This window comes from Myceligenerans indicum (assembly GCF_016742955.1).
Classification (GTDB): Bacteria; Actinomycetota; Actinomycetes; order Actinomycetales; family Cellulomonadaceae; genus Myceligenerans; species Myceligenerans indicum.
Window position 1 is genome coordinate 158418 of sequence record NZ_JABBYC010000002.1, and the last position, 24079, is coordinate 182496.

Annotated in this window: 23 protein-coding genes; 15 read left to right on the forward strand and 8 right to left on the reverse strand. The window is 69.0% G+C overall.

The window, feature by feature from the left end:
- Positions 1-79: 79 nt before the first annotated feature.
- The 4 genes from HGK34_RS03000 to HGK34_RS03015 form a co-directional block, all read right to left on the reverse strand.
- On the reverse strand, positions 80-829 hold the full coding sequence (locus HGK34_RS03000) for a helix-turn-helix domain-containing protein (RefSeq protein ID WP_201845093.1): 750 nt from the start codon (positions 827-829) through the stop codon (positions 80-82).
- Between the two features lie 106 nt (positions 830-935).
- Entirely contained in the window at positions 936-1796 is an 861-nt protein-coding gene (locus tag HGK34_RS03005) for an ABC transporter permease subunit (RefSeq protein ID WP_201845094.1), read from the reverse strand.
- Positions 1793-2719: an ATP-binding cassette domain-containing protein gene (locus HGK34_RS03010; protein ID WP_201845095.1), complete on the reverse strand. Its 927-nt coding sequence runs from the start codon at positions 2717-2719 to the stop codon at positions 1793-1795. The genes HGK34_RS03005 and HGK34_RS03010 overlap by 4 nt, the downstream gene beginning before the upstream one ends.
- Positions 2720-3135: 416 nt before the next feature.
- The gene (locus HGK34_RS03015; protein ID WP_201845096.1) at positions 3136-3978 is read right to left on the reverse strand and encodes an alpha/beta fold hydrolase; all 843 of its coding nucleotides are present in this window, start codon (positions 3976-3978) and stop codon (positions 3136-3138) included.
- 367 nt (positions 3979-4345) lie between these two features.
- Here HGK34_RS03015 and HGK34_RS03020 point away from each other — a divergent pair, with 367 nt between their 5' ends.
- Both HGK34_RS03020 and HGK34_RS03025 read left to right on the forward strand, forming a co-directional pair.
- Positions 4346-7159 (forward strand): AAA family ATPase, encoded by a 2814-nt coding sequence (locus tag HGK34_RS03020; RefSeq protein WP_201845097.1) that lies wholly within the window; start codon positions 4346-4348, stop codon positions 7157-7159.
- A gap of 125 nt (positions 7160-7284) precedes the next feature.
- Positions 7285-8091 (forward strand): MerR family transcriptional regulator, encoded by an 807-nt coding sequence (locus HGK34_RS03025; RefSeq protein ID WP_201845098.1) that lies wholly within the window; start codon positions 7285-7287, stop codon positions 8089-8091.
- Here HGK34_RS03025 and HGK34_RS03030 read toward each other — a convergent pair.
- Positions 8007-8630, reverse strand: coding sequence for a TetR/AcrR family transcriptional regulator (locus HGK34_RS03030; RefSeq protein ID WP_201845099.1), 624 nt, complete (start codon positions 8628-8630; stop codon positions 8007-8009). The two genes, HGK34_RS03025 and HGK34_RS03030, sit on opposite strands and share 85 nt — an antisense overlap.
- Positions 8631-8745: 115 nt before the next feature.
- On the opposite strand from HGK34_RS03030, the gene HGK34_RS03035 reads away from it, so the two are divergent.
- Both HGK34_RS03035 and HGK34_RS03040 read left to right on the forward strand, forming a co-directional pair.
- On the forward strand, positions 8746-9717 hold the full coding sequence (locus HGK34_RS03035; protein WP_201845100.1) for an alpha/beta hydrolase family protein: 972 nt from the start codon (positions 8746-8748) through the stop codon (positions 9715-9717).
- Positions 9718-10001: 284 nt separating this feature from the next.
- Positions 10002-10391 carry a DUF4260 family protein gene (locus HGK34_RS03040; RefSeq protein ID WP_201845101.1) on the forward strand — a complete coding sequence of 130 codons (390 nt, stop codon included), beginning with the start codon at positions 10002-10004 and terminating at the stop codon, positions 10389-10391.
- Between the two features lie 227 nt (positions 10392-10618).
- Here the strand turns inward: HGK34_RS03040 and HGK34_RS03045 are convergent, their stop codons facing one another.
- Complete coding sequence (locus HGK34_RS03045; protein ID WP_307815704.1) at positions 10619-11554, reverse strand: LysR substrate-binding domain-containing protein; 936 nt, start codon at positions 11552-11554, stop codon at positions 10619-10621.
- Positions 11555-11733: 179 nt separating this feature from the next.
- On the opposite strand from HGK34_RS03045, the gene HGK34_RS03050 reads away from it, so the two are divergent.
- The 4 genes from HGK34_RS03050 (at position 11734) to HGK34_RS03065 (ending at position 14363) form a co-directional block, all read left to right on the forward strand.
- A complete protein-coding gene (locus tag HGK34_RS03050) occupies positions 11734-12288 on the forward strand; it encodes an NADPH-dependent F420 reductase (RefSeq protein ID WP_201845103.1) in 555 nt (184 codons plus the stop codon).
- Positions 12289-12337: 49 nt separating this feature from the next.
- Positions 12338-12775, forward strand: coding sequence for an isochorismatase family protein (locus HGK34_RS03055; protein ID WP_201845104.1), 438 nt, complete (start codon positions 12338-12340; stop codon positions 12773-12775).
- Entirely contained in the window at positions 12772-12999 is a 228-nt protein-coding gene (locus HGK34_RS03060; protein WP_201845105.1) for a hypothetical protein, read from the forward strand. The genes HGK34_RS03055 and HGK34_RS03060 overlap by 4 nt, the downstream gene beginning before the upstream one ends.
- Before the next feature lie 221 nt (positions 13000-13220).
- The gene (locus HGK34_RS03065) at positions 13221-14363 is read left to right on the forward strand and encodes an alpha/beta fold hydrolase (RefSeq protein WP_201845106.1); all 1143 of its coding nucleotides are present in this window, start codon (positions 13221-13223) and stop codon (positions 14361-14363) included.
- Between the two features lie 231 nt (positions 14364-14594).
- Here HGK34_RS03065 and HGK34_RS03070 read toward each other — a convergent pair whose 3' ends face one another.
- Positions 14595-15254 carry an NADPH-dependent F420 reductase gene (locus tag HGK34_RS03070; protein ID WP_201845107.1) on the reverse strand — a complete coding sequence of 220 codons (660 nt, stop codon included), beginning with the start codon at positions 15252-15254 and terminating at the stop codon, positions 14595-14597.
- Positions 15251-16321, reverse strand: a complete 1071-nt coding sequence (locus tag HGK34_RS03075; RefSeq protein WP_201845108.1) for an LLM class flavin-dependent oxidoreductase — start codon at positions 16319-16321, stop codon at positions 15251-15253. Before HGK34_RS03075 ends, HGK34_RS03070 begins: the two co-directional genes overlap by 4 nt.
- Before the next feature lie 97 nt (positions 16322-16418).
- On the opposite strand from HGK34_RS03075, the gene HGK34_RS03080 reads away from it, so the two are divergent.
- From HGK34_RS03080 to HGK34_RS03110, 7 genes are all read left to right on the forward strand, one after another.
- The gene (locus tag HGK34_RS03080; RefSeq protein WP_201845109.1) at positions 16419-16889 is read left to right on the forward strand and encodes a MarR family winged helix-turn-helix transcriptional regulator; all 471 of its coding nucleotides are present in this window, start codon (positions 16419-16421) and stop codon (positions 16887-16889) included.
- Positions 16890-16929: 40 nt separating this feature from the next.
- Complete coding sequence (locus HGK34_RS03085; RefSeq protein WP_201845110.1) at positions 16930-17262, forward strand: GNAT family N-acetyltransferase; 333 nt, start codon at positions 16930-16932, stop codon at positions 17260-17262.
- Between the two features lie 67 nt (positions 17263-17329).
- Positions 17330-17815: a cation:proton antiporter regulatory subunit gene (locus HGK34_RS23415; protein WP_201845111.1), complete on the forward strand. Its 486-nt coding sequence runs from the start codon at positions 17330-17332 to the stop codon at positions 17813-17815.
- Between the two features lie 3 nt (positions 17816-17818).
- Positions 17819-19024, forward strand: a complete 1206-nt coding sequence (locus HGK34_RS03095; protein WP_201845112.1) for a cation:proton antiporter — start codon at positions 17819-17821, stop codon at positions 19022-19024.
- Positions 19025-19340: 316 nt separating this feature from the next.
- A complete protein-coding gene (locus HGK34_RS03100; protein WP_307815695.1) occupies positions 19341-22067 on the forward strand; it encodes a helix-turn-helix transcriptional regulator in 2727 nt (908 codons plus the stop codon).
- 178 nt (positions 22068-22245) lie between these two features.
- The gene (locus HGK34_RS03105; protein ID WP_201845114.1) at positions 22246-23235 is read left to right on the forward strand and encodes an SLAC1 family transporter; all 990 of its coding nucleotides are present in this window, start codon (positions 22246-22248) and stop codon (positions 23233-23235) included.
- Positions 23223-24056, forward strand: coding sequence for an alpha/beta fold hydrolase (locus HGK34_RS03110; RefSeq protein WP_201845115.1), 834 nt, complete (start codon positions 23223-23225; stop codon positions 24054-24056). The genes HGK34_RS03105 and HGK34_RS03110 overlap by 13 nt, the downstream gene beginning before the upstream one ends.
- The last annotated feature ends 23 nt before the right edge of the window (positions 24057-24079 follow it).

Here is a 24079-nt window from a genome sequence, read left to right on the forward strand (position 1 = left end):
CCCCGCTCGCTGAGCGCGGGTCGGTCCCCCGTGACTCCCTGGTGCCATCCAAGAGCCCGTTGTCGGGACATGGTCAACCTCACTCGGGCGGATTCTCTGCCTGTGCGCCGGGCAGTTGTTCGTGCGCGAGCGCGCTGGCGCGGACGAGGACGTCCAACTGAGCTGGGTTGTACAGGTCCGCCATGGCCTGGGCGAACGTCTGCGCCGTGACGAGTCTGCTCTTGGAGAGGTGCGCGGCTGGGTCGGCCAACCACGGATAGTCGATGAGCTTCTGCCTCAGAGTGCTCACAAGCCTCTCGGCGAGGTCCCGCCGTGTCTGCTCGTCTGCATCGGCTGGAAGCTCGTCGATCTCCGCGCTGAGACCGCCGGAGTCGGCCTCAGCCATCTTCCGAACATCGGCAAGCGCTTCCTGGTCGTACAGCTGTGTGTAGATGTGGATCATCGAGCTATCCGCTCCGGAAAGCCGCGATGCCACGGAAGCGAACCCGGTAGGCGCATGCGCGGGGGACCGTTCGCGGAGGATTGCGGCAATCTCTTCCCGGGCCTTCGTCAGACGTTCGATGCTCACCTGGAGCTCGGCGTCGAGGTCACGGAGTGCGTCCGGTGTGTGATCGGATCCCGCGTTGACGTCACCGATCCCTGACAGCGGCACTCCCAGGTCGACGAGGCGTCGGATCCGAAGGAGGCTCACGAGGTGCCCGACCCCGTACTGTTTGTAGCCGTTGGAGCGGCGCTCAGGTTCGTCGAGCAACCCGACACGGTGATAGTGACGGACCGTGTTCACAGTCGTTCCCGCCAGTTCTGCCAGTTCACGCGTACTCCACGGCATATCTCGTCCTCTCGGCGCTCACGGAGCGCCTCGTTCGGATAGTCCGGATCATCGACTGCGCGCGTCCTCCTTGGGCGATCGGCTCCCGTCGTGAGGCTCGGCCTGACTACGCATCGCGCTCCCTGAGCAGCACCGCTGCTGCGGTGAACAGCACCGCCACCCAGGCGATGAGCGTGAGACCGCCCTGCCAGGGCTCGGTGATCCACGCGCTGCCGGCCGTCGGTGCGGCCAGATCCACCCAGCTCTGCTCGGTCGGGTAGCTCAGGAGCACGTCACCCGCGACCGAAGGCAACAGTATTGCGATGTTCTCCGCCCAGGCCGGCAGGAAGCTCGTTGCGACCGGTACCACGAGCAGGAGGCCGAACGTCGCCGCCGTTCCGCCGGCCGTGCTGCGCAGGAGCGCGCCGACCGAGAAGGCGATAAGACTGACCAGCACGAGGTATCCCACACTCCCCAGCAGCACGATCCAATACTGCGGATCATCGAGGCGGACGGCGACGCCGTTGCCCGCAAGCAGCGTGGCGGAGACCGGAACCGTCATGGCGAGCGCGACCGAACTCACGACGAAGGTGGCGACAGCGACGACGAGCGCTTTGGCCACAAGGATCGGCAGTCGCCTCGGCACGGCGGTGACAGTCGACTGGATCATGCCCGTCCCGTACTCCCCGGCGATGACGATCACGCCGAGCACGCCCACGACCAGCACGCCGAAATCGGTGCTGACCGTGACGGCATACACGGCCATGTCTTGGATCGCGTCCTGGGTGGGCACGCCCGGCATACCGTCGAAGCTGAGCGACGACGACACCTGCGCCCCGACCCCGACGGTGACCACCAGCAGGATTGCGTACGCCCACCAGGTAGAACGTACGCTGCGGAACTTGATCCACTCCGAGCGGACGACGCCGCCGAAGTCGAGAGCGCCGTCGGCGGGGATGAAGACGGGCGATTCTTCGGTGGTGCTCATCGGTTCACCTCAGGAGATGTCTGCGTGGTGCGATACTCGACTTCGTCTCGGGTCAATGCGATGTAAGCCTCTTCGAGTGACCGGGCTATCGGGGTGAGCTCGTAGACAACGACCCCTGCGGCAGCGGCGATCTCGGCGATACGCGACGTGCCGAGGTTCGTCACGGAGACCAGATCGGCCTCCACGCGCGATACGGTCGCGCCCTCTGCTTGAAGCAGGTGGGTGAGGTGGTCGACCTGCGGACTGCGCACCTGCACCGAGTCGCCGTCTGCCCTCGCGACGATCTCGCTCACGGGAGCGTCGGCGACGATCCGCCCTCGGCCGAGGATGATGACGTGGTCAGCCGTCTGCGCCATCTCACTCATCAAGTGGGACGAGAGGAAGACCGTGCGCCCCTCCAGGGCAAGGCGCCGCGCCAGCCCACGCAGCCACACCACGCCCTCCGGATCGAGCCCGTTGACCGGCTCGTCAAGGATCAGAGTGGCGGGATCGCCGAGCAGCGCCACCGCGAGACCGAGCCGCTGGCCCATCCCGAGTGAGAAGCCGCCCACGCGCTTGCGTGCCACCGGCTCGAGTCCTGTCAGCCCGATGACCTCGTCGACGCGCTTGGCGCCGATGTGATGTGTGGCAGCCACGGCGAGGAGATGGTTACGCGCGCTGCGCCCCGGATGGACAGCCTTGGCATCGAGCAGAGCGCCGACCTGCCGCAACGGGGCGTGGTGCCGGGCATAGGCCTTGCCGTTCACTCTGACCACGCCGCTCGACGGGCGGTCGAGGCCGAGGATCATCCGCATCGTGGTCGACTTGCCGGCGCCGTTCGGACCGAGAAATCCGGTCACCCGGCCAGGGCGAACGGTGAAGTTGATGCTGTCGACAGCGGTATTGGCGCCATAGCGCTTGGTCAGCGACTCCGCCTCAATCACGAATGAACTCCATCATTTCTCAACTTGATGCCTTCCTCTGTCATTCGGTGTCGGGAGAACAGGTCCGATGGACCGTCACGCCCGAGGTGTGTGCAGTCAGCCGACACCGTGTTGCCGGGACACGGTCAAGTTCTGCCCGCAGGGCGATGGCGAGGATGCCGCGGCCGATGCGTCGCTTCTCCCCCGCCAGCGCCCTGTGGTATTCCGCCCCCGGCGGGACGGGCCTTGGCACGCCTGACCCCGGCGCCGAGGTTCTCATCTCGTTCTGCTCCCCGTTTCTGAGCCATCGATCGACACGACCCGGTCCGGACCGTGAGCAGCGCCGTGATGTCGTGCTGCCGATCTACCGACTCACCGGGTGAACTGCACCATCGAGGAGCTCCGACCTGACCCCGTGCAGGCGGCAGCCGGGGTGTTCATCGGCCGAGGAAGTCCCTGAGCGCGCTGTTGACCTCGTCGCCGTGGGTCCAGAGCAGGCCGTGGGGGGCATCGTCGATCTCGACGTAGTCGGCCTCGGGTACAGCCGCGTGGAACCGGCGAGCCGTGGCGTCGATGGGAAGGATGTTGTCCTTCGTCCCGTGCAGGATCAGGGTCGGCTTGCCCGCGGCACGAACGGCCTCCACGTCACTCCGGAAGTCTTCGAGCCATGCCGGGACGACGGCGTACGCCGCAACCGGGGCGCTGTTGACCGCGACGTTCCAGCTGCCGGCCACGGCCTCCGCGCTGATCCGCGACCCGAGCGTCGCGTCCAGGTTGTAGAAGTTCTTGAAGAACTCCGTGTACCACGCGTACCGATCGCCCTTCGCTGCGGCGGCGATCTCGTCGAATGCCGCCTGCGGCAGTCCCTCCGGATTGTCGTCGCGCTGCACCAGGAACGGCTCGAGCGAGGCGAGGAACGCCAGCTTCGCGACTCGCTCGTGCCCGTAGCGCGAGACGTACCTGGCGAGTTCGCCGGTGCCCATCGAGAACCCGACCAGGACGACGTCCCGCAGGTCCAAGGTCTCGAGCAGCGTGTTCAGGTCGGCCGAGAACGTGTCGTAGTCGTACCCCGAGCCGACCTTCGAGGACTGCCCGAACCCTCGACGGTCGTACGTGATCACCCGATACCCGGCGGAGAGGAGTGCCTGCGTCTGCTTCTCCCAGCTGTGTCCGTTCAGCGGATATCCGTGGATCAGCACGACAGGCTGCCCAACCCCCTGGTCCTCGTAGTACAGCTCGATCGGCGTGCTGTTCTCGTCGCCGACGGTGATGTATCCCATGATCCTGACCTTTCAGCTCCGGCTGGCGGGGTGCCAACGGCTGAGCACCAGCAGACACCGTGTGGTCACAACACGGTCAAGGAATTCCCCGTCGATCACTTGTTTCGTCTCCTGACCTGCACCGTCGCGGTAGCGGGAGAGCACGAGGGTTCACACGACGAGGCCGAGACCGTCCCGCCGGGGCTCGGTGAGCCGGCCGGTTCCGCTCGTGAAGAGGGTCACCATGAGTTGTCGAAGAGGTGGCGGTGCGACGGCGTGAGGGCGCCGGTATCTCCTCGCAAGTAGACTCCCTGTCGTCAGAACACGGTCAAACCCGCCGGCCAGACACCGGCCGCGCCTGAGCCACCATGATGACCGTCGTAGGCACGTGGTTCGGTCCGGTGGGGCGACCCGGAGGAGAACGAAACTGTCGACACTTCTGGGCCGGGACGCGGAATGCCGCCAGGTCGAGCAACTGCTGGGCGAGGCGAAGGCCGGACACAGCGGCAGCCTCGTGGTGCGTGGGGAGGCCGGTATCGGCAAGACCGCGCTCCTGGAGCATGTGCGCACCAGCGCCGAGGCGCTCGGGTTCCGCATCGAGACGTCGACGGGCATCGAAGCGGAGACGCAGTTCGCCTACGCGGGTCTGCACCAGGTGTGCGCCCCGCTGCTCGACCGCATGTCAGCGCTGCCGCAGCCGCAGCAACAGGCCTTGGGAGTCGCGCTGGGCCGCGAGACCGGTCCCGCCCCGGACAAGTTCATCGTGGGTCTGGCAGCCCTCGGTCTCGTCTCCGACGCCGCGGAGCAAAGCGGCCTGCTGTGTCTCGTCGACGACGCCCAGTGGCTGGACCAGGCATCGGCCGAAGTGCTCACCTTCGTCGCGCGCCGCGTCGACGCGGAACGGGTGGCCATGGTCTTCGGCGTCCGCGACACCGGGGACGGCCACACCGTCTTCGCGGGCCTGCCGGAGCTTCGCCTGAGCGGACTGTGCGAGGCGGATGCCCGGGCACTGCTGGACTCGGCCGTCGCGGCTCCCCTGGACGGCGAGGTGCGGGATCGGATCATCGCCGAGGCCCGCGGCAATCCGCTCGCGCTGCTCGAACTTCCCTTGTACTCGCAGCCCGCGCAACTCGCCGGCGGCTTCCAGCTCCCCGACATCTCAGACATCCCCGGTCGCGTGGAGACGGAGTTCCAGAACCGTGCGGGCGGGCTACCTGCAGAGACCCGGATGCTGCTGCTGATCGCTGCCGCGGATCCGACGGGAGACCCGTCCCTGCTCGGCCGCGCGGCTGCCCGTGCGGGCGTCACACTGGAATCGGCGGCGCCCGCAGAAGCTGCCGGATTGATCGAGATCGGCACTCGGGTGCGCTTTCGGCACCCCCTGGTGCGCTCGGCCGTCTATCGCACCGCCGGGCATGCGGATCGCCACCGCGCGCACGCCGCCCTGGCAGCCGCCACCGAACCCACGCTCGACCCCGACCGCCGCGCGTGGCATGCCGCTCAGGCGACGTCCGGACTCGACGAGCAGATCGCAGCCGAGCTGGAGCGATCGGCGGCGCGGGCACGTGCGCGCGGCGGCTACGCGGCCGCGGGGGCGTTTCTTCAGCGGTCGACGGAACTGACACCAGATCCCGCCGAGCGCGCCCGTCGAGCGCTGGAAGCAGCACACGCGCTGCGTGAGGCCGGTGCGCCGGAGCAAGCGCTCGATCTCCTCGCGACGGCCGAGACCGGATCGCTCGACGCGCCCCAGCGCGCCCGGGTCGCACTGCTGCGCGCGCAGATCGTGTACCACCTGACCCGGCATCGAGGCGCGCCGGCGATGCTCGCGGAAGCCGCCGTACTGGTGGCGCGGAACGATCCGGAGCTGGCCCGCGAGATCCGCCTCGACGCGCTCGACCTGGCGATGATCTACGGCGATCCGGTCGGGCAGACCGTCGCCCGCGCGGCACTCGACGACCCCGCGATCGAGAGAGCTGCGCGGCCCGTGGACACGTTGCTCGCCGGACTCGCCACCACGATGGTGCGCGACTTCCCCGAGGGCGTCCCCGCCCTGCGGGACGCGCTGGAGTCGTTGCGCGATGCCACGCGAGATGACGGCCGTCAGGACGATCGGCCCCGCTCCGGTCTGGGGTTCACCGGCAAGAGCACCGTCGGGATCGTCCACGACTTGGCCGGCAGGATCGCCGTCGGGATTCTTGATGATGAGCTCGCTCACGACCTCACCGAGGCCTACGTCCGCTCCGCGCGTGCGGCCGGCGCACTCGCCGCGCTCCCCGCGGCACTGAGTCTGCATGCCAACGTGCTGATCATCAGTGGCGAGCTCGCTCGCGCGCGCGAACTCGTCGCCCAGTCGATCGCGATCTCGGAGGCAACGGGTGCCGTCCGCAGCCGTCATTCGGAGACCATACTCGCCGCGTGGAGCGGCGACCGGACGACCTCGATCAGGCTCCACGACATCACGCTGGAGGATCCCAGCCATCCCGCGAAGGGTGCGGAGGTCTGCCTCGCGAAGTACGCGATGGCCGTCCTCTACAACGCCCTCGGCGAGTACCAGAAGGCGCAGCGCGCGGCGGAGACGACATGCGCCTGCCTCGATCCGTCGTTGAGCACGGTCGGCCTGGCCGAACTGATCGAGGCGTCGGTGCGTGCGGGCGATCCGGATTACGCCGCGAGCGTGCTCGAGCGGCTGACCGCCCGGGCCGCAGCGTCTGGTACATCCTGGGCGCGTGGCCTGGAAGCTCGTTCGCGGGCGCTGACGATCGCTGACTCCTCGGCCGAGGCGCACTATCGTGAGGCGATCGCAGAACTGCACGCGTCCCGGATCGCCGGCGAGGCCGCGCGGGCGCATCTCGTCTACGGAGAGTGGCTGCGTCGCGAAGGACGGCGTCAGGATGCTCGGGACGAGCTCCGAACTGCACACGACCTGCTGTCGGGAATGGGCGCGAAAGCCTTCGCGGCCCGGGCAGCCAGTGAACTGCGCGCCACCGGCGAGCGCCCGCGAAAGCGCACCACTCAGCCGACCGATGCGCTGACAGCCCAGGAACTGCAGGTCGCAAGGCATGTGACCACTGGCGCTACCTCGCGGGAGGTCGGCGCACAGTTGTTCCTGAGCCCACGGACGATCGAATCACACCTCCGCAGCATCTACCGCAAGCTGGGGATCACGTCCCGTCGCGAGCTGAGACAGGTCCCGCTGCCGTGATCGCCATGGTCTGCCGCATGCCTGGCGGCTCACGCGGTCTCAACTCCTCGGCTCGCGCAGCTCCGTAGCTGAATCCGTAATTTCTACCGACGCGACGACCTCACCTCGACCGCGAGCATCGCCTTATGGCATGGAGCACACGCGAACTGGCCGATCTTGCGGGCACGACAGTGAACGCCATACGGCACTACCACGCGCTCGGGCTTCTGGATGAGCCTCCGCGCACGTACAACGGCTACAAACAGTATGGTGTCCGCGATCTGGTGAGCCTCCTGCGCCTGCGCAAACTCGCCGGACTGGGCCTCCCGCTCGCGCAGATCGACACAACGGATGAGGGGGACGCGACGGAGGCGCTGCGCAGGGCGGACACGGTGCTGCGGGAAGAGATCGAGCGCTTCCGCCGGTCACGGGCCGGAATCGCGGCGTTGCTCCACTCAGGCGCCCCGGCCGACACGCCATCGGGCTTCGAGGCGGTCGGCGCGCGCCTGGCGGAGTCCGACCGTGCTCTCATCCATGTCTGCACGCGGATCTACTCGCCCGCCGCTCTCGCGCGTCTTCGGCTGATGGTCTCCGCCGAGTCGGCCGAGGTACGAGGCCGGCTCCATGCCCTGATACCCGGTGCGAGCGAGTCGACCCGGGACCGCCTCGCGGAGGACCTTGCGCAGGACGGTGCACACTGGCGCTCGACCGTCTGGTTGGAGCAGACGGAGTGGGGCACGCACGAGCCGTACCCCACGCGCGTGACGGAGCATGCCTTCGTCGAAGCACTGACCACCCTCTACAACCGCGCTCAGCAAGACGTTCTCCGACGGGCCGACGTCGCGCTGGGGCGACGCGCCCACGTTGGTCAGCCGGACTCCGGATCGCTGTTGTGTCGCTCACCGGTGAGCACCCCTGCCACGAGGAGAGAGACCAGCCGAGCGGCGTCGTAACGGGAGTCGCTGTCACCGACGATGCAGAGGTTGCCGATGCCGCGCATGAGCATGTATCCGGATACCTGCCCGGAGGCGTGAGGTTCGAGCGCGGCATCGAGCAGGTCGTCACACACCGGCACGAGCCGGTCGACGAAGTACTGGTGCAAGGTGTTCACGCCCTGGGTGTCTGACCCGAGTGCCCCGGCGAGTCCGTGCTTGGTCACGAGGAACTCGACGAAGCCCGCAGCCCACCGCTGCAGGGCGGCTGCGGGGTCGCCGAGTTCGCGCAGGAGCGCAGGGCCGGCTTCGGCCAGTGCTTCCACCTGGTGCTGATAGACCGCCGCCACTAGCGCCGGGCGCGTCGGGAAGTGCCGGTAGATCGTCCCCATGCCCACTCCGGCACGCTCGGCGATCAGCCGGACCGGCGCGTCCACGCCCTCCGTCACGAAGACGGCGGCCGCGGCGTCCAGCAGGGCCTGCTCGTTGCGCTTGGCGTCGCTGCGTTTCGCGCGGGGAGTCGGGTCGGCGGAACGGTCGATGGGGCCAGGTGTCGTCATAGGAGCCTCCGTAGGTACTTGCCAAGCGGAGCAACGCTCCGTATTGTTGCGGAGCGGCGCTCCGCTTCCATTGTCATCGACGGAGGCCCCGAACACAAAGGACTGGTGATCTCCCATGAGTGGTACCCCCGCAACAACCGACACGCCGATCGTCAGGGCCCTGGACGACCTCGTGGGGGTCGGAGAGCGAGTGGTCTCGGTCGCCCCCGTGCGCCTGGACGCGCCAGGCCGGGCACGTCCGCTCGACGTGCGCGTCTCCGCCCCGGTGAACGGCTCCGCCCTGCCGGTCCTGCTGTTCTCGCACGGCAACGGATGGTCGCTCGACGGGTACGCACCCCTGACGGCCTTCTGGGCATCCCGTGGGTTCGTCGTCGTACAACCGACACACCTGGACTCACGCCGCGACGGCATCGGGTTCGACGACCCCCGCTTCGGCCAGGTCTGGACCGAGCGACACGCCGACCTGCGGCGGACCATGGACCAGCTCGAGACGATCGAACAGGCCGTGCCAGGTCTCGCCGGACGGGTCAACCACGAACAGGTCGTCGCGGCCGGACACTCCTGGGGCGCGCAGACCGTTCAGATGCTGCTCGGCGCTCGCATCCTCGACAGCACGGGGCAGGCCGGTCAGGACTACTCGGACCAACGCGTCATGGCAGGCGTGCTGCTGGCCGCCACCGGGACCGGCGGCCAGGAGCTGCACCCGTTCGCCCAGGAACACTTCCCCTTCATGAACCCCTCGTTCGCCGAGCTGACCACACCCACGCTCGTGGTGGCCGGCGACCACGACCAGTCGAAGATGTCCAGCCGCGGCCCGGACTGGTTCACCGACGCCTACGCCCACAGCCCGGGCGCCACCGACCTGCTGACCCTGTACGGCGCCGAGCACTCCCTGGGCGGCATCCCGAACTGGGAAGCCGCCGAGACCACCGACGAGAACCCCGAGCGGGTCGCCGTCCTGCAGCGGCTGACCACGGCCTACCTGCGCAGCGCGCTGGACTCGACCGACGCCGGGTGGGCCAAGGCCACGGCGGCGCTGGCCGGGACCGGTGCGGAACTCGGCCGCATCGACAGCAAGCTGCTCTGACTTCTCGTAGCTACCCGGACCCCCAGAACAAGGTGAGACAACCTCACCGAGCAGCAGCCCGGCACACGTTCAGCGAGTTGAGACCTTGACCGTGTGCTGAGAACACGGCTTTGACTGGAAGCACGCACACGCGCAGCCACGGACGCGCCACTCCCGCCCACGTGGTGACAGCGGTGACTCACAGCCATGGGGCATGCGGTACCCGAGAATCAACAGCTGCCGGTGGATGTTGGTTCTCGGGCCGCGTCCGTCCCGAACGATCTCCCAACTCTTCCGGAGGACTCATGAGATCCGTACACACGGTCCAGCGCATCGAGGCTGCGGCCATCGCACTCCTGTCCGTCGTCGCGGTCGTCGCCGTATACCCCCGGTGGTGGTGGGTGATCCTGGCCGCGTTCCTTCTCTTCGACCTGTCGATGCTGGGGTACGCCCGGTCCGCTGCCGCAGGCGCGCTCTCCTACAACGCGGTGCACAACTACGCGTGGCCCGCGGCCTCCGCGTCGGTCGCCCTCATGACCTCGTCGGCCTCGCCCACTCTGTCGACCTTTGCCGGCGCCCTCGCATGTGCCTGGGCGTTCCACGTCGGGGTCGACCGCGCGCTGGGATACGGCCTCAAGCTCCCGAGCGCATTCACCCACACCCATCTCGGGGGAATCGGCGGACATGACGAGTGATACCTCGGGTGCACGGCGAACGGCGCCGCCTCACGCCGTCGGCAGGTCCTCGCCGGCCGAGGCCCTGCCCCTGAGCGAGGACGCGTATCCCGCGCCCCCGTCGCGGAGTCCTCACGCCCCGCTGCCGCACCCGCCGCCTCGACGGCCCGCCTGACGAGATCCCGGTTCGCGTCGGCGTTGTTCTCGCACGTCGCGGTGAACTCCTTCAGCCCGGCATCCCGCTCCCGTCAGCCGATGGGACCGCGCAGCCAGTGGTGGCGTTCGGCACACCGTCGTGCGGTATCCAGGACGCCTGTGACAGCGGTCGAGGGATCGTTCGTCGACCACAGGATCGACAGCTCTGCCGGGATCTGCGGATCGATGACATCGCGAACGGTGAGAGCAGTACCGGCATTCGCGGCGTGCTCGGCGAACGACGCGGGGGCCAGTCCGACCTCGCGCCCGCCGGAGAGGCGGGCGAGCATCGCGTTCACGGGCGGGTCCTCGAACGCGCAGATCTCCGGCGTGAAGCCCGCCTCGTGGCACGCTGCGACGATGCGGTCGTAGTACGCAGGTGCGAGTGGGCGTGGGAACAGCAGCAGCGTCTCGTCGTGCAGGTCGGCCAGCGGAATCTTCGGCGCCGCGGCAAGGCGGTGCCGCGTGCTCAGGAGGGCGGAGACCGCCTCCCGGCGCAGGAGCTCACCGGCCACCCCGTCGAGGTGCTGCGGTGAGAGGGCGAGGCCGATGTCGAGGTCGCCGACGCGGAGTCGCTCGGGGATCTCGGCGCTGAAGATCTCTCGCGCGTCGATCGTGAAGTCGGGGTGCGCCTCCTGAAGTGCGTCCAGGAGCACGGTGATGGTGCCGAAGTTGGCGATCGGGGTGTAGCCCAATCGGATCGTCGTAGCGATCCCTGATCCGGACAGCCGGGTGAGCTGCACGGCTTGTTCCAGTGCGGTCAGCGCCTTGGGCGCCTCCTGAAGGAGCGTTCGCCCCGCGGCGGTCAGCTGCACCCGGCGACTCGAACGGACGAACAGCGGCGTGCCGAGCGTCTCCTCGAGCTTGCGGATCTGCTGGCTCAGAGACGGCTGGGAGACGTAGAGGCGCATGGCCGCGCGGCCGAAGTGGAGCTCTTCGGCGACAGCCAGGAAGTAGCGCAGGAGGCGCGGGCCGATATCAATAGACAGATCCTATCGTGCGACGTCAGTACAAGTCTTGGACGCCCACCAGACGCCCGTCATAGCGTCGTACCACGCCATGGGTACAGGCTCCAGCCCTGCCCGTCGATGCCGGTGGGCCGTGCCCGGAACCGGTCTCTTGGCCGGCCTGCCCGGTCGGCGCCCCACACCACCTGGCAAGGAGAGCCATGAACATCACCGTGATCGGACGAGGCAACATCGGCGGCGGTCTGGCCGACCTGTGGGAGCGCGCCGGACACCACGTGACCCGGCTGGGACGCGACGGCGGGGATGCCGGCACCGCGGAAGCGGTGCTGCTCGCCGTCCCGGGAGCCGCCGTGGAGGTAGCTCTGTCGTCCGTCAGAGGGCTGGATGGCAAGCCGGTGCTCGACGCTACCAACCTCTACGGCGGCGCTCGGACTCCGGCGGGGTTCACCTCGAACGCCGAGTACGTCAAGGCCGTGACGGGCGGGCCGACGGCGAAGGCGTTCAGCACCAACTTCGCATCCCTTTTCGGTCAGATCTCCGACGCCCGGGTGCGACCGAGCAACCTCTGGGCGGGTGACGACGAGGCCGCAGGCATCGTCAGGCAGCTCAGCCTCGATGCGGGCTACGAGGCGGTCCGGCTGGGAGACCTGAGCATGGCCGCCACCCAGGAGAGCCTCGCGGGTGTGCTCCTCTCCATCGCACAGTCCGGGCTCGGCCAGTTCGTCTACCGCATGGCCGCGCCCGAACAGCTCTGAGTCTGCCCCTCTCCTCCCGGCGTCCAACCCATCACACAGAAGGAAGAACATGACGCGTACCGCAAAGGTCGGCCTCGACGCACTGCTCACCCCCGAGGAGAGCGTGCTGGTGCTCATCGACCACCAGCCCTTCCAGGTCGCCAATCTCCACAGTCACGAACCGACCATGGTCGTCAACAACGCCGTCGGCCTCGCCAAGTTCGCGAAGGTCTTCGACGTGCCGACGATTCTGACCACAGTGATCGAGGAACGCGGCGGCCACCTCATCCAGGCGATCCAGGACGTCTTCCCGGACCAGAAGCCGATCAACCGCACGTCGATCAACACCTGGGAAGACCCTCGCGTCGTCGACGCCGTGAAGAAGACCGGGCGCAAGAAGCTGATCATCGCCGGGCTGTGGACCGAGATCTGCGTCGCCATGCCCGCCATCCACGCGCTGGACGAGGGGTACGACGTCTTCGTCGTCACGGACGCCAGCGGCGGGTGAGCGCCGAGTCGCACGACATGGCGGTACGCCGCATGGAACGGGCCGGCGTGGTCCCGGTCACCTGGCTGGTCGTGTCCAGCGAATGGCAGCGCGACTGGGCTCGCGAGGAGACGGCCGACCAGCTCGGACCGATCCTCTTCGAGCACGGCGGCGCCACCGGCGTCGCACTCGCCTGGGAGCTGCAGCTGCTGGCCACACCCAGCACCGACGGCGCAGGTGCGTAGCGTCGGCTGCTGCTGAACCGGAGGCGGGCCTGGCGACCGTGGCGTTGGCCGGGCTCGTCCCCGTGCGTCCGTCGAAGGAGAGATCGCGTGCGCCGAACGAGTTGACGTTGTTCCAAGGACACGGTCTCTACTGGCGACGAACCGAGATCACTCGACATCTGCAGCCTGCGACCACAAGGAACGTCGTGGGCGAGATGGCCACCAAGTAACGGAGAACTCCAGTGCAGCTGCTGCGACTGCCCGACGGACGCGATCTCGAGTACGAGGTACAAGGACCGGGCACGGGACCGGTCGTCCTGTTCCACCACGGAATGCCGAGCTCGGCCGTCCCGACGGACACGATCCTGGGTTCGATGACGGAGCGCGGGTTCCGGGTGATCACGTACTCGCGGGCGGGGTACGGCACGTCGAGCCCCGCCGCTGGTCGGTCCGTCGCCGACACGGCTGCCGACTGCGCCTACCTGCTCACCCGCCTCGGCGTCGAGCGGTACCTGGTGGTCGGGTGGTCCGCCGGTGGTCCGCATGCGCTGGCCAGCGCGGCGGCTGCTCCTGAGAGCGTCGAGGGGGTGCTGGTCGTCGCCTCGTTCGCACCGTTCGACGCCGGGGGCCCCGACGACGTCGCGGCCGAGGCGGCGTCCTCGCTGCCACCGGTGGACCTGGCGGTGCTGACCGCCGGGTACGGCATGGACGACGCGGTCGACATGGACCACGACTTGCCGGGAGGGGACGCGGGCTGGGTCGCGGACCTGGCCGCGCTCACCGGCCCGTGGGGTTTCGACCTCGACGCCGTCACGGTGCCGGTCGAGCTGTGGCACGGCGCTCTGGACCATGTGGTCCCGGCCGCGCACGGGTTGTGGTTGGCCGAACACCTGCCCACGGCGCAGAGGCATCTGGAACCCGGGCACGGGCACCTCTCTCTGGCGGTCGACAGGCTGGGCGAGAAGCTCGAGGCGCTGTCGTACCGGACCGCCTGCGTGGCCTGCCACGCCGCCCGCTCGCTGGCGAGGCCGACCGCCCGCGGGGTCGCAGTGGCCTACCTGACCGGCGCGGTCAGGACAACCGTCCATCCTGAGGACCCGGTCGGGCCCCGGGGTGAGCTGACCGCGCCGGACGGCGGCGACGACGGGCACACGGCCCCTGACGATCTGATCACCTGGCGTGAGGAGGGGGTCATCCTGTTGCGTGAACGGTTCTCGCGCGCCGTCGAGGAGCGTGATCTGCCACCCGATGCCGACCCGGAGCAGCTGGCTCGCTACGTCATCACGATCGGGTACGGCATCGCCGTTCAGGCCGCGAACGGCGTCCCGCGCCTGGAGCTGCAGGAAGCAGCGGACCTGGCACTGAGGGGCTGGCCGTCCGAGTAGACGCTCTCGGGCGATGTCCCGTCACGGGACAGGTGGCGTGGGCGGCCAGGAATCATGGTGCGACATTCCTCAGATCCCCTCGGTGCGGCCCGGCGGGTTGCGCCACGGTGTGATGACCACGTCCTCTGTGCCGTGCAGTGTTGCTCACCTGAACCACTCCTCGACTCGGGTTGTCATTCCATCTCTGTCCTGAGGCAGGTCCACGACCTGGAGCTGCGCACGGTCATCCGCCTACGGGCTCGGCACGACCCCCTCGGTCAGAAGTCGCAGATCGGCTGCCTGGACGTTCACGCCGAAGGTGGCGGTGCCCGGCTCGAGCCGGGCACCCTCGGCGAGCGGTCCGATCAGTACGGGGTCGAAGCCCAGGTCGTCGACGAGCACAGCCACCTCGGCGACGTCCGCCGTCCGGTCACCGGCGACCGCGATCGCCTTGCGGCCCGGTGTTCCGGCAGGTCGGGCACCGTCCTCCAGGTCGTGATACCCCATGTGGTTGAGGGCCTTGACCACGTGTGCGCCGTCGAGAAACTTCTGCACCTGCTCGCTGGACGAGACACCGGGCTCGAGGACCCGCTCGCGAGGCCCGTCGACCTCCCACCAGTGGTTCATGGCGTCGACGACGAGCTTGCCGCGCAGCTCGTCGGCCGGGACGGCGCGGTACTTGCCGAGCGGGAGGGCGAGGATCACGACGTCGGCCTCCCGTGCGGCGTCGACGGCCCGGACGGCGGTGGCACCGGGCGTCAGGACGTCGACGGTGAGGGCGATCTTCGAGGGGTCCCCCGACCCCGCGACAAGGACCCGGTACCCGGCGGCGAGGGCGAGGCGGGCCAGGACCGTGCCCACCTTGCCTGCGCCGAGAACGCCGATGGTGCGCGCGGTCGTACGCGCGATCATCGCGCCGCCTCCAGCGTGCTGGGCTCGTCGGCGAGCAGCTCACGCACCATCGGGATCACCTCGGTGCCGTACATCTCGACGGCGCGCAGCCGGTCGCTCGCGGAGACGGCGCCCGCGGCGGAGTAGATCAGGTCGAAGCGCCCGACGTCGAGCGCACCGATGGTGCGGGCCATCTTGCGCGCGACGGTCTCGGGGGAACCGACGTACAGGGATCCGCCCTCGACCTCGGCGTCGAACTCCTCGCGACGCAGGGGCGGCCAGCCGCGCAGTGCACCGATGCGGTCGCGCATCTCCTTGTACCCCGGGTAGAAGAGGCGCTTGGCGTCGTCGTCGGTCGCGGCGACGAATCCGGGTGAGTGCACCCCGACCGGGTAGGCGGTCGTGCCGAGCTGGTCCGTGGCACGCCGGTACAGGTCGACGTACGGGGCGAACCTGTCGGGCGTGCCACCGATGATCGCGAGCATGAGCCGGAACCCGTACTGCGCGGTGCGGATGACCGACTGCGGCGAGCCACCCACGCCGACCCAGGTCGTCAGCCGGCCGGACTCCGTCTTGGGGAACACGTCGGCGCCCGCGAGGGCCGCCCGCGTGGTGCCCTCCCACGTGACCGGACCCTCGTCCAGCAGCTTGTGGAACAGGTCGATCTTCTCCTCGAACAGGATCTCGTAGTCGGCCAGGTCGTAGCCGAACAGCGGGAAGGATTCGGTGAACGAGCCGCGGCCCAGGATCACCTCGGCGCGCCCGCTCGAGAGCGCGTCGACGGTAGCGAAGCGCTGGAAGACGCGCACCGGGTCGTCGGAGGACAGGACGGTCACACCCGAGGCGAGGCGGATGCGCTCGGTGCGGGTCGCGATGCCTGCCAGCACCGTCTCCGGGGTGGAGATCGAGAACTCGGGGCGGTGGTGCTCGCCGAGGGCGATGACGTCCACGCCGGTCTGGTCGGCGAGCACCGCCTCGTCCACGACGGCGCGGATCGCCTGACCGTGGGAGACGACGTCGCCCTGGTCGTCACGGGGCAGGTCACCGAAACTGTCGATGCCGAACTGGACGGTGGTGCGGTCGGTCATGGGTTCGCTCCTCGTGGGATCCGGGACTCATCCCGATTGGATTGACATGTCAATCCTGTATCGTGCAGAGTTGACGTGTCAATTCCCGGAGGGTCCTATGGCTCAGGAGAAGCGTCGCGCGATGCCCACGCGCGAGCAGCTGCGCATCTGGCGCAACTACATCGAGACGGCCGACGCATTGCGCACCCGCCTGGAGGGACGCCTGCAGAGCGAGTCGTCCCTGTCCTCCGCCGACTATCGAGTACTGCTCGAGCTGAGCGAGGCGGACCGGAGGACACTGCGCTCCTCCGAGCTGGCCGCGCTGATCGGCTGGCAACGCAGCCGGCTGTCACACCACCTGGGGCGGATGGAGAAGCGCGGGCTCGTCCACCGAGCGCCGTGCCCCGACGATGTCCACGGCATCGACGTGCGACTGACCGACCTCGGTGCGGAAACGTTCCGGCACGGCTCGGTGCCCCACCTTCGCGACGTGCACGAGCTCTTCGTCGACGCGCTCACCCCGGAACAGTTCGCGCAGGTCGACGAGTTCACCGAGGCACTACGTCGGCACCTGGACCTCGAGCCGTAGCACTGCACGACGAGAAACCTGTCACGAGAGGACCGAAGAGATGAACGAGCAGGACCAGCAAGAAGTGACCGTCCGAGACAACCCTGACGAGAGCCGCTTCGACGTGCTCGTCGACGACACCCCGGCCGGGTTCTCCGTCTACAAGGACCTGGGCGACAACCAGCGCATCTTTTACCACACGGTGGTCTTCGACGAGTTCGGAGGCCGCGGTCTGGCCAGTACGCTCACGCGCACCGCACTGAGCACCAGCATCCAGGCGGGATACCGCATCGTGCCCGTCTGCCCCTACGTGAAGAAATGGCTCTCGACGCACCACGACTTCGACGACGCCATCGACCCCGTGGGCCGGGAGCAGCTCCGCGCCCTGAGCTGAACAGTGCACGACGACGCGGCGAGGGCCACCCGGCACGACGACGCAATGGCGAATGGAGGGATTGACCGTGGACGTTGAGCGCACGGAGCTACCCGGGATCGGTGTCCGCTTCGAGTTCGAGACCAAGCGGGGAGTGCGCCTGGGCGTCGTCGCCCACCGCGACGGCCGCCGTGACTTCATTCTCTACGACCCCGACGACCCCGACTCGGCTCTCGAGTGCATCAACCTCGACGCCGACGAGTCAGGGGCCATGGGCGAGCTACTTGGTGGCGCCCGCGTCATCGAGAAGCTCAACCGGCTGCATCACGAGATCGACAACCTCGTGTCACGGCAGCTCCTGGTCGAGCCGACCAGCCCCTTTGCGGACCGGCCACTCGGTGACACCCGGGCGCGTACCCGCACCGGCGCCTCCGTCGTGGCGATCATCCGTGACTCGGGTGTCGAGACCGGGCCCTCGCCGTCGACGGTCCTGCACGTCGGCGACCGCCTGGTGACGATCGGCACCGAGGAGGCGGTCGCCAAGGTCAGCCGCATCCTGCGCGGGCTCGAGTAGGCCTTGCACCATCTCGTCGAGGTCTTTCTGCAGCTCGGGCTGGTCATTCTGGGCCTGGGCGTCCTGGGTGCGGCCGCCGGTCGCTTCGGGATCTCAGCCATCCCGCTCTACCTGCTCGGAGGACTGGCGTTCGGGGTCGGAGGCGTCCACGATCTCGGGGAGATCACGGCGTTTCTCGACATCGGGGCGGAGATCGGCATCGTCCTGCTCCTGTTCACGATCGGGCTGGAGTACACGCCGCGCGAACTGGTCGGGACCATGCGCACCTCCTGGCGGGGCGCGGTCGTCGATCTGCTCCTGAACGCCGCACCCGGTGTGATCTGCGCGCTGCTGCTCGGCTGGGGTCCGCTGGCCGCCGTCGTGTTCGGCGGCGTCACGTACATCTCGTCCTCCGGCATCATCGCCAAGGTCATGACCGACCTGGGCTGGCTCGGCAACCGGGAGACCCCGACCGTCCTCTCGCTGCTCGTGGCCGAGGACCTCGTCATGGCGATCTACCTGCCGATCGTCACCACGATCCTCGCCGGGCTGGCATTCGCACAGGCCGCCTGGGGTCTCGCGCTGGCCCTGCTCGCCGTCGGTGCCGCGTTCCTGATCGCCTCCCGCGGCGGAAGCCTGCTCTCGCGGTTTCTCGCGTCACCCAACGACGAGATCCTCATGCTCAAGGTTCTCGGCGTGATCCTGGTTGTCGCCGGGCTCGCCGAGCAGGTCCACGTCTCGGCCGCCGTCGGCGCGTTCTTCGTCGGTATCGCGCTCTCCGGCGAGGTCTCGCACCAGGCCGAGCGGGTCCTGACACCGCTCAAGAACCTGTTCGCGGCCGTCTTCTTCGTCAACTTCGGCCTGCAGACCGACCCGCAGTCCCTGCCGCCCGTGCTCGCCGTGGCCGCAGGTCTGGCGGTCGTGACGGTCGGCACGAAGTTCGCCACCGGCTGGTGGGCGGCGCGTCGGACCGGCTCGGCCTTCACCGGCCGGCTGCGCGCCGGGCTGCTGCTCCTTCCCCGCGGAGAGTTCTCCATCGTCATCGCCGGCCTCGGAGTCTCAGCCGGACTCGACCCGCAGCTGGGCTCGATGGCCGCCGCCTACGTGCTGATCCTGGCCGCACTCGGACCGCTCGCGCCACGCCTGGCCGACCCGATCTCGACCAGGCACCGCAAGAAGCTCCGGGCCCGCCGGCTGAAGTCGGCAACGGGTGCCGAGCACGTGGTGTGAGTTCCCGGCAAAGGTCCACCGCCGAGAGGTGCACCGGACCGCGACCGGAAGACGTCGGGAGGCGCAGATCGCCGGGCCCGGGGGGGGCAGGGGTCCGGCGTCGATCGGGGTGACGTGCCCTCACACGGCAGGGCCGGACGCCCCGGTGAGCAGCACCAGCAGGGGCAGGGCGGCGCCGGTCAGCGCGTCGACGCGCGGGCCCGCTACGATACCGAATATGCTCCGAGGTCCGGGTGGCGCGTCTCACGGGGCAGGGACGAGCATCGCGACAACAGGCGGATTCGTCGAGCCCACCGGGCGACGTAGCCGGCCGCTCGTGGGTCGGCAGGCGGAGTGCGAGAGGCTCAACCTTCTGATCGGCGCCGTCCGCGTCGGAAAGAGTCAGTCCCTGGTGGTCCGCGGGGAGCCCGGAGTGGGCAAGTCGGCGCTCCTGCTGCACCTCATGGACAACGCACCCGGATGCCGTGTGGTGTCGGCTCTGGGCATCCAGTCGGAGATGGAGCTGCCGTACGCGGCGCTGCACCAGTTGTGCATGCCGCTGCTCGGCCTCCTCGACGCGGTGCCACAACCTCAGCGCGATGCTCTCGGAACAGCGTTCGGCGTGCATGCGGGCCCGCCCCCGGATCGCTTCCTGGTGGGCGTGGCGGTGCTCAGCCTGCTGTCGGTGGCCGCCGAAGAACAGCCGCTTCTCTGTGTGGTGGACGACGCCCAGTGGCTGGATCGCGTTTCCGCCCAGGTCCTGGCCTTCGTGGCACGACGACTGGACGCCGAGTCAGTGGCGTGTCTCTTCGGCGCGCGGACAGCCGGCGCTGCCGACGAACTTTCCGGGCTTCCGCAACTACAGGTCGGCGCCCTGAACGAGGGCGAAGCGCGAGAGTTGCTCAGCACGGTGATCCGAGGTCCTCTGGACGAGCAAGTACGCGATCGGATCATCGCCGAGGCCCACGGCAACCCGCTGGCGCTTCTCGAGCTGCCGCGCAGTCTGGCGCACGACGAGCTGGCCGGCGGCTTCGGGCTGCTGACGGCGCAGGCACTACCTGGGCGTCTCGAAGACACCTTCCGCCGGAGACTGGCTCCGCTGCCCCCGGACACCCGGCTGCTGCTGCTCCTGGCCTCCGCCGAACCGCTGGGCGACCCCGTGCTGGTCCGGCGCGCGGCGCTTCGGCTCGGTATCAAGTCCGCGGCCTCGGCCACCGCTCCAGCGGCCGACCTGATCGATCTCGGCTTGCGCGTGCGTTTTCGGCACCCGCTCGTCCGGTCCGCGGTCTACCGTGCGGCCACACCAGAGGAACGCATGAGGGTGCACGGCGCCTTGGCCGAGGTGACCGATGCCGCGACCGACCCGGACCGGCGTGCGTGGCACCACGCGCACGCCGCGGCCGAGCCGAACGAGGAGACTGCCGGCGAACTGGAGCATTCAGCCGGACGCGCGCAGGCGCGCGGGGGCCGGGCTGCGGCCGCGGCGTTCATGAGACGGGCGGCCGAGCTCACCCCGGAACCCGGGCGCCGAGCCGAGCGGGCGCTGGCCGCGGCATGGGCCAGCGAGGAAGCCGGCGCACCCGAAGCCGCGAGCGAGCTCCTGACGGCAGCAACGGCCGGGCCGCTCGGCCCGCTGGAACGTGCTCGCGCTTCCCTGTTGCGCGCCCAGATCGCCTTCACCTCCAACCACGGCAACCTCGTTCCGCCACTGCTGCTGCAGGCTGCCCGCCAGCTCGAACCCCTGGACGTACCGCTCGCACGCGAGGCCTACCTGCAGGCGCTCTCCTCGGCGATGTTCGCCGGGCGGCTGACACAGGGAGCCGCGCTCCTGGACGTCGCGGCGGCGGCCAAGGACGCGCCCCCTCCCCCGGGCGTTCCCACGCTGGCCGACCTGCTCCTCGACGCCGTGGCCTTGTTCACCGGGGGCGACGCGCGTGCCGCGGCGCCGGCGATGCAGAGAGCGCTCAAGGCTTCCCTGGACGGCGGCATCCCCGTCGAGGAGGAGATCCGCTGGCTGTGGCTCGCCTTCGGAAACGCGGTGGCGCAGTGGGACGACACGGCCACACGCAGGCTCTCGGAGCACCACGTACGCCTGGCACGCGACACCGGGGCGCTGTCGGTCCTCCCTCTGGCATTGAACTCGCGCATCATGGTCCACCTCTTCGAAGGAGAGCTGGACGAAGCCGAGACGCTGAGCCAGGAGGTGGACGTCATCACGACGGCGACCCAGATCCAGGTCACCAACTACGGGGCGCTCGCTCTCGCCGCGTGGCGGGGCCGTGAGCCGGAGGCGGCGGAACTCATCCACGTGAGCCGTGCGCAGGCCATGAAGCGAGGCGAGGGGGTCGGGCTGACGGTCATCCAGTGGGTGAGCGCGATCCTCTACAACGGTCTGGGCCGGTACGCCGATGCCCGGGCGGCCGCCCAGCAAGCCAGCGCCGACCCGCCGGCGAACGGCGCGGCACGGCAGTGGGCCCCCACAGAGCTCGTAGAGGCAGCGGCTCGGTGCGGCGACCAGGACCTCGCGCACCAGGCGCTGGAAGCGGTGACCGAGACGACCCAGGCGAGCACCACGGACTGGGGACCAGGTATCGAGGCCCGCTCGCGTGCCCTTCTCACCAAGGGACATCAGGCCGAGGAGTTGTACCGGGAAGCCATCGACCGGCTCAGTCGCACCCGACTGCGCTCAGAAGCTGCCCGCGCCCATCTTCTCTACGGTGAGTGGCTACGGCGCGAACGCCGCCGGCTCGACGCCCGTGAGCAGCTGCGCACCGCACACGAGCAGTTCACGGCCATGGGAGCAGAAGCTTTCGCAGAGCGCGCGGCACGGGAGCTGCGAGCCAGCGGAGAGACCGCCCATCGTCAGACCATCGCCACCGGCAACCACCTGACGCCACGTGAAGCTCAGATCGTCCGGCTGGCGAGTGACGGGCTCACCAACTCCGAGGTCGGCAGCCAGCTGTTCATCAGCGCTCGTACCGTCGAGTACCACCTGAGCAAGGTCTTCGCCAAGACCGGTGTGACGTCCCGTACCGGGCTCGGTGTTCTTCTCTCCAACAGCTGATCGCCACCCCGGCAACGGGACCGCGTCTCGCGGTCTACCCGTGATCGGACTGGGGGCACCACGGATGCGACGGCGCGTCGACTCGCGCCACTGTTGCACGGTAATGCCGTGAGGTGAAGCAACCCGTCACCCACCGGATGGTTCACACGGCAGATCGGCGCGAGACTCGGAGCCTGTCATGACCGCAAGGTCCATCCCGCTCAACCTCTTCGGTATCCCGTTCGGCCTGACCGGCCTCGCCGGCGCCTGGCTGGCCGTCGCCCACCAGGGGCATGCCTGGCCCGGTGTCGGCGCGATCCTGCTCTTGCTGGCGGCTCTGACATGGCTGCTCGTGACCGGGAGCTACCTGCGATACGCGCTTGCGGCCAGAAGCATCGTGAGCGACCTGGTTGATCCGGTCAGGGCGCCGTTCGCCTCGCTGTTCACCATCGTGCCGATGGTGCTGGCGGCCGATGGACTGTACCCGCGGGCTCCCACAGCGGGGCGACTCGTCGTGGACGTCTTCCTGGTACTCACCATCGTGCTCGGCGCATGGTTCACCGGCCAGTGGATGTACCGGGGCGTCCGCCTGGATCAGTTCCATCCTGGCCACTTCCTCCCCACGGTGGCGGGCGGACTGCTCGCCGCCAGAGCGGCAGCCCAGGTAGGACAGCACCAGCTGGGCGAGGTCATGTTCGGGCTCGGCATGATCTGCTGGCTCGTCCTCGGCTCGCTCATCCTGGGGCGGCTGCTCTTTCGCCCGCCGCTGCCACCTGCACTGCTCCCCACGATGGCCATCGAGGTCGCCCCCGCCGCGGTGGCGACCCTGGCCTGGTTCAGCCTGTACGGCGACCGGGTCACCCCGGTGGTTTCCCTCTTCGCGGGCTACGGCCTGCTCATGGTCCTGGCCCAGCTCCGCCTGCTCCCCGCGTTCGTGCGACTGCCGTTCGCGAGCAGCACCTGGGCGTTCACCTTCAGCTGGGCCGCGGTGGCGACCACCGTGATCCACTGGGTCGCACAGCTGTCACCGGCCGGTGCACAGTTCTACGAGTACGTAGTCCTCGCGGTGGTGACCGCGCTGATCGGCGGTATCGGCGTCCGCACCCTCGTCGCAGTCGCACGCCGCCAGTTCCCGGCTCCACCTGCCCGGGTCGCACCGCCGGCAAGGACGACGCCATGGCCAACGTGACGGTCGACCGCGAGAACTCAGCCCAGATCGACATCTACTACGAGGACCACGGGAGCGGCCAGGCCGTCGTCCTGATCCATGGCTACCCCCTCGACGGCCGCTCGTGGGAGAAGCAGGAGCACGCCCTCCTGCGGGCCGGATTCCGGGTGATCACCTACGACCGGCGAGGCTTTGGCCAGTCGGCCAGACCATCGGGCGGCTACGACTACGACACCTTCGCCGCCGATCTCGACGGCCTGCTGAACCACCTTCAGCTCGAGAGCACCATCCTGGTCGGCCACGCGATGGGCACCGGCGAGATCACCCGCTACCTGAGCACCTACGGGTCGGCACGGGTGAGCAAGGCGGTGCTGCTGAGCGCGATCCCGCCCTTTCTGCTCAAGACCGGCGACAACCCGGACGGCGTCGACAAGTCGGTCTTCGACCGCATCAAGGCGGCAGTCCTGCACGACCGGCCCGCATTCATCAGGCGGTATCTGGACGACTTCTTCGGCGTCGGCCTCGAAGCCGGCCGCCGGGCCGGTGAGCAGGCGCGGCTGAGCAGCTTCAGGGCCGGGGTCAGCGCCTCCCCGATCGCCACCTACGCCTGTGTGGACACATGGCTGACAGACTTCCGTGCCGACCTTCCTTGGATTGACGTGCCGGTCCTGCTCGTCCATGGCGACGCCGACCGGCTCTTGCCCTTCCATGCCACCGCCGCACGGCTGCCCGGCCTGATCAAGGACCTGGAGTTGGTCACCATCAGGGATGGGCCACACAGCATCGCCTGGTCCTACCCCGAGGAGGTCAATGCCGCTCTGCTCAGCTTCCTGACCCGCTGATCCGGGCGGGACACCGGACCGGG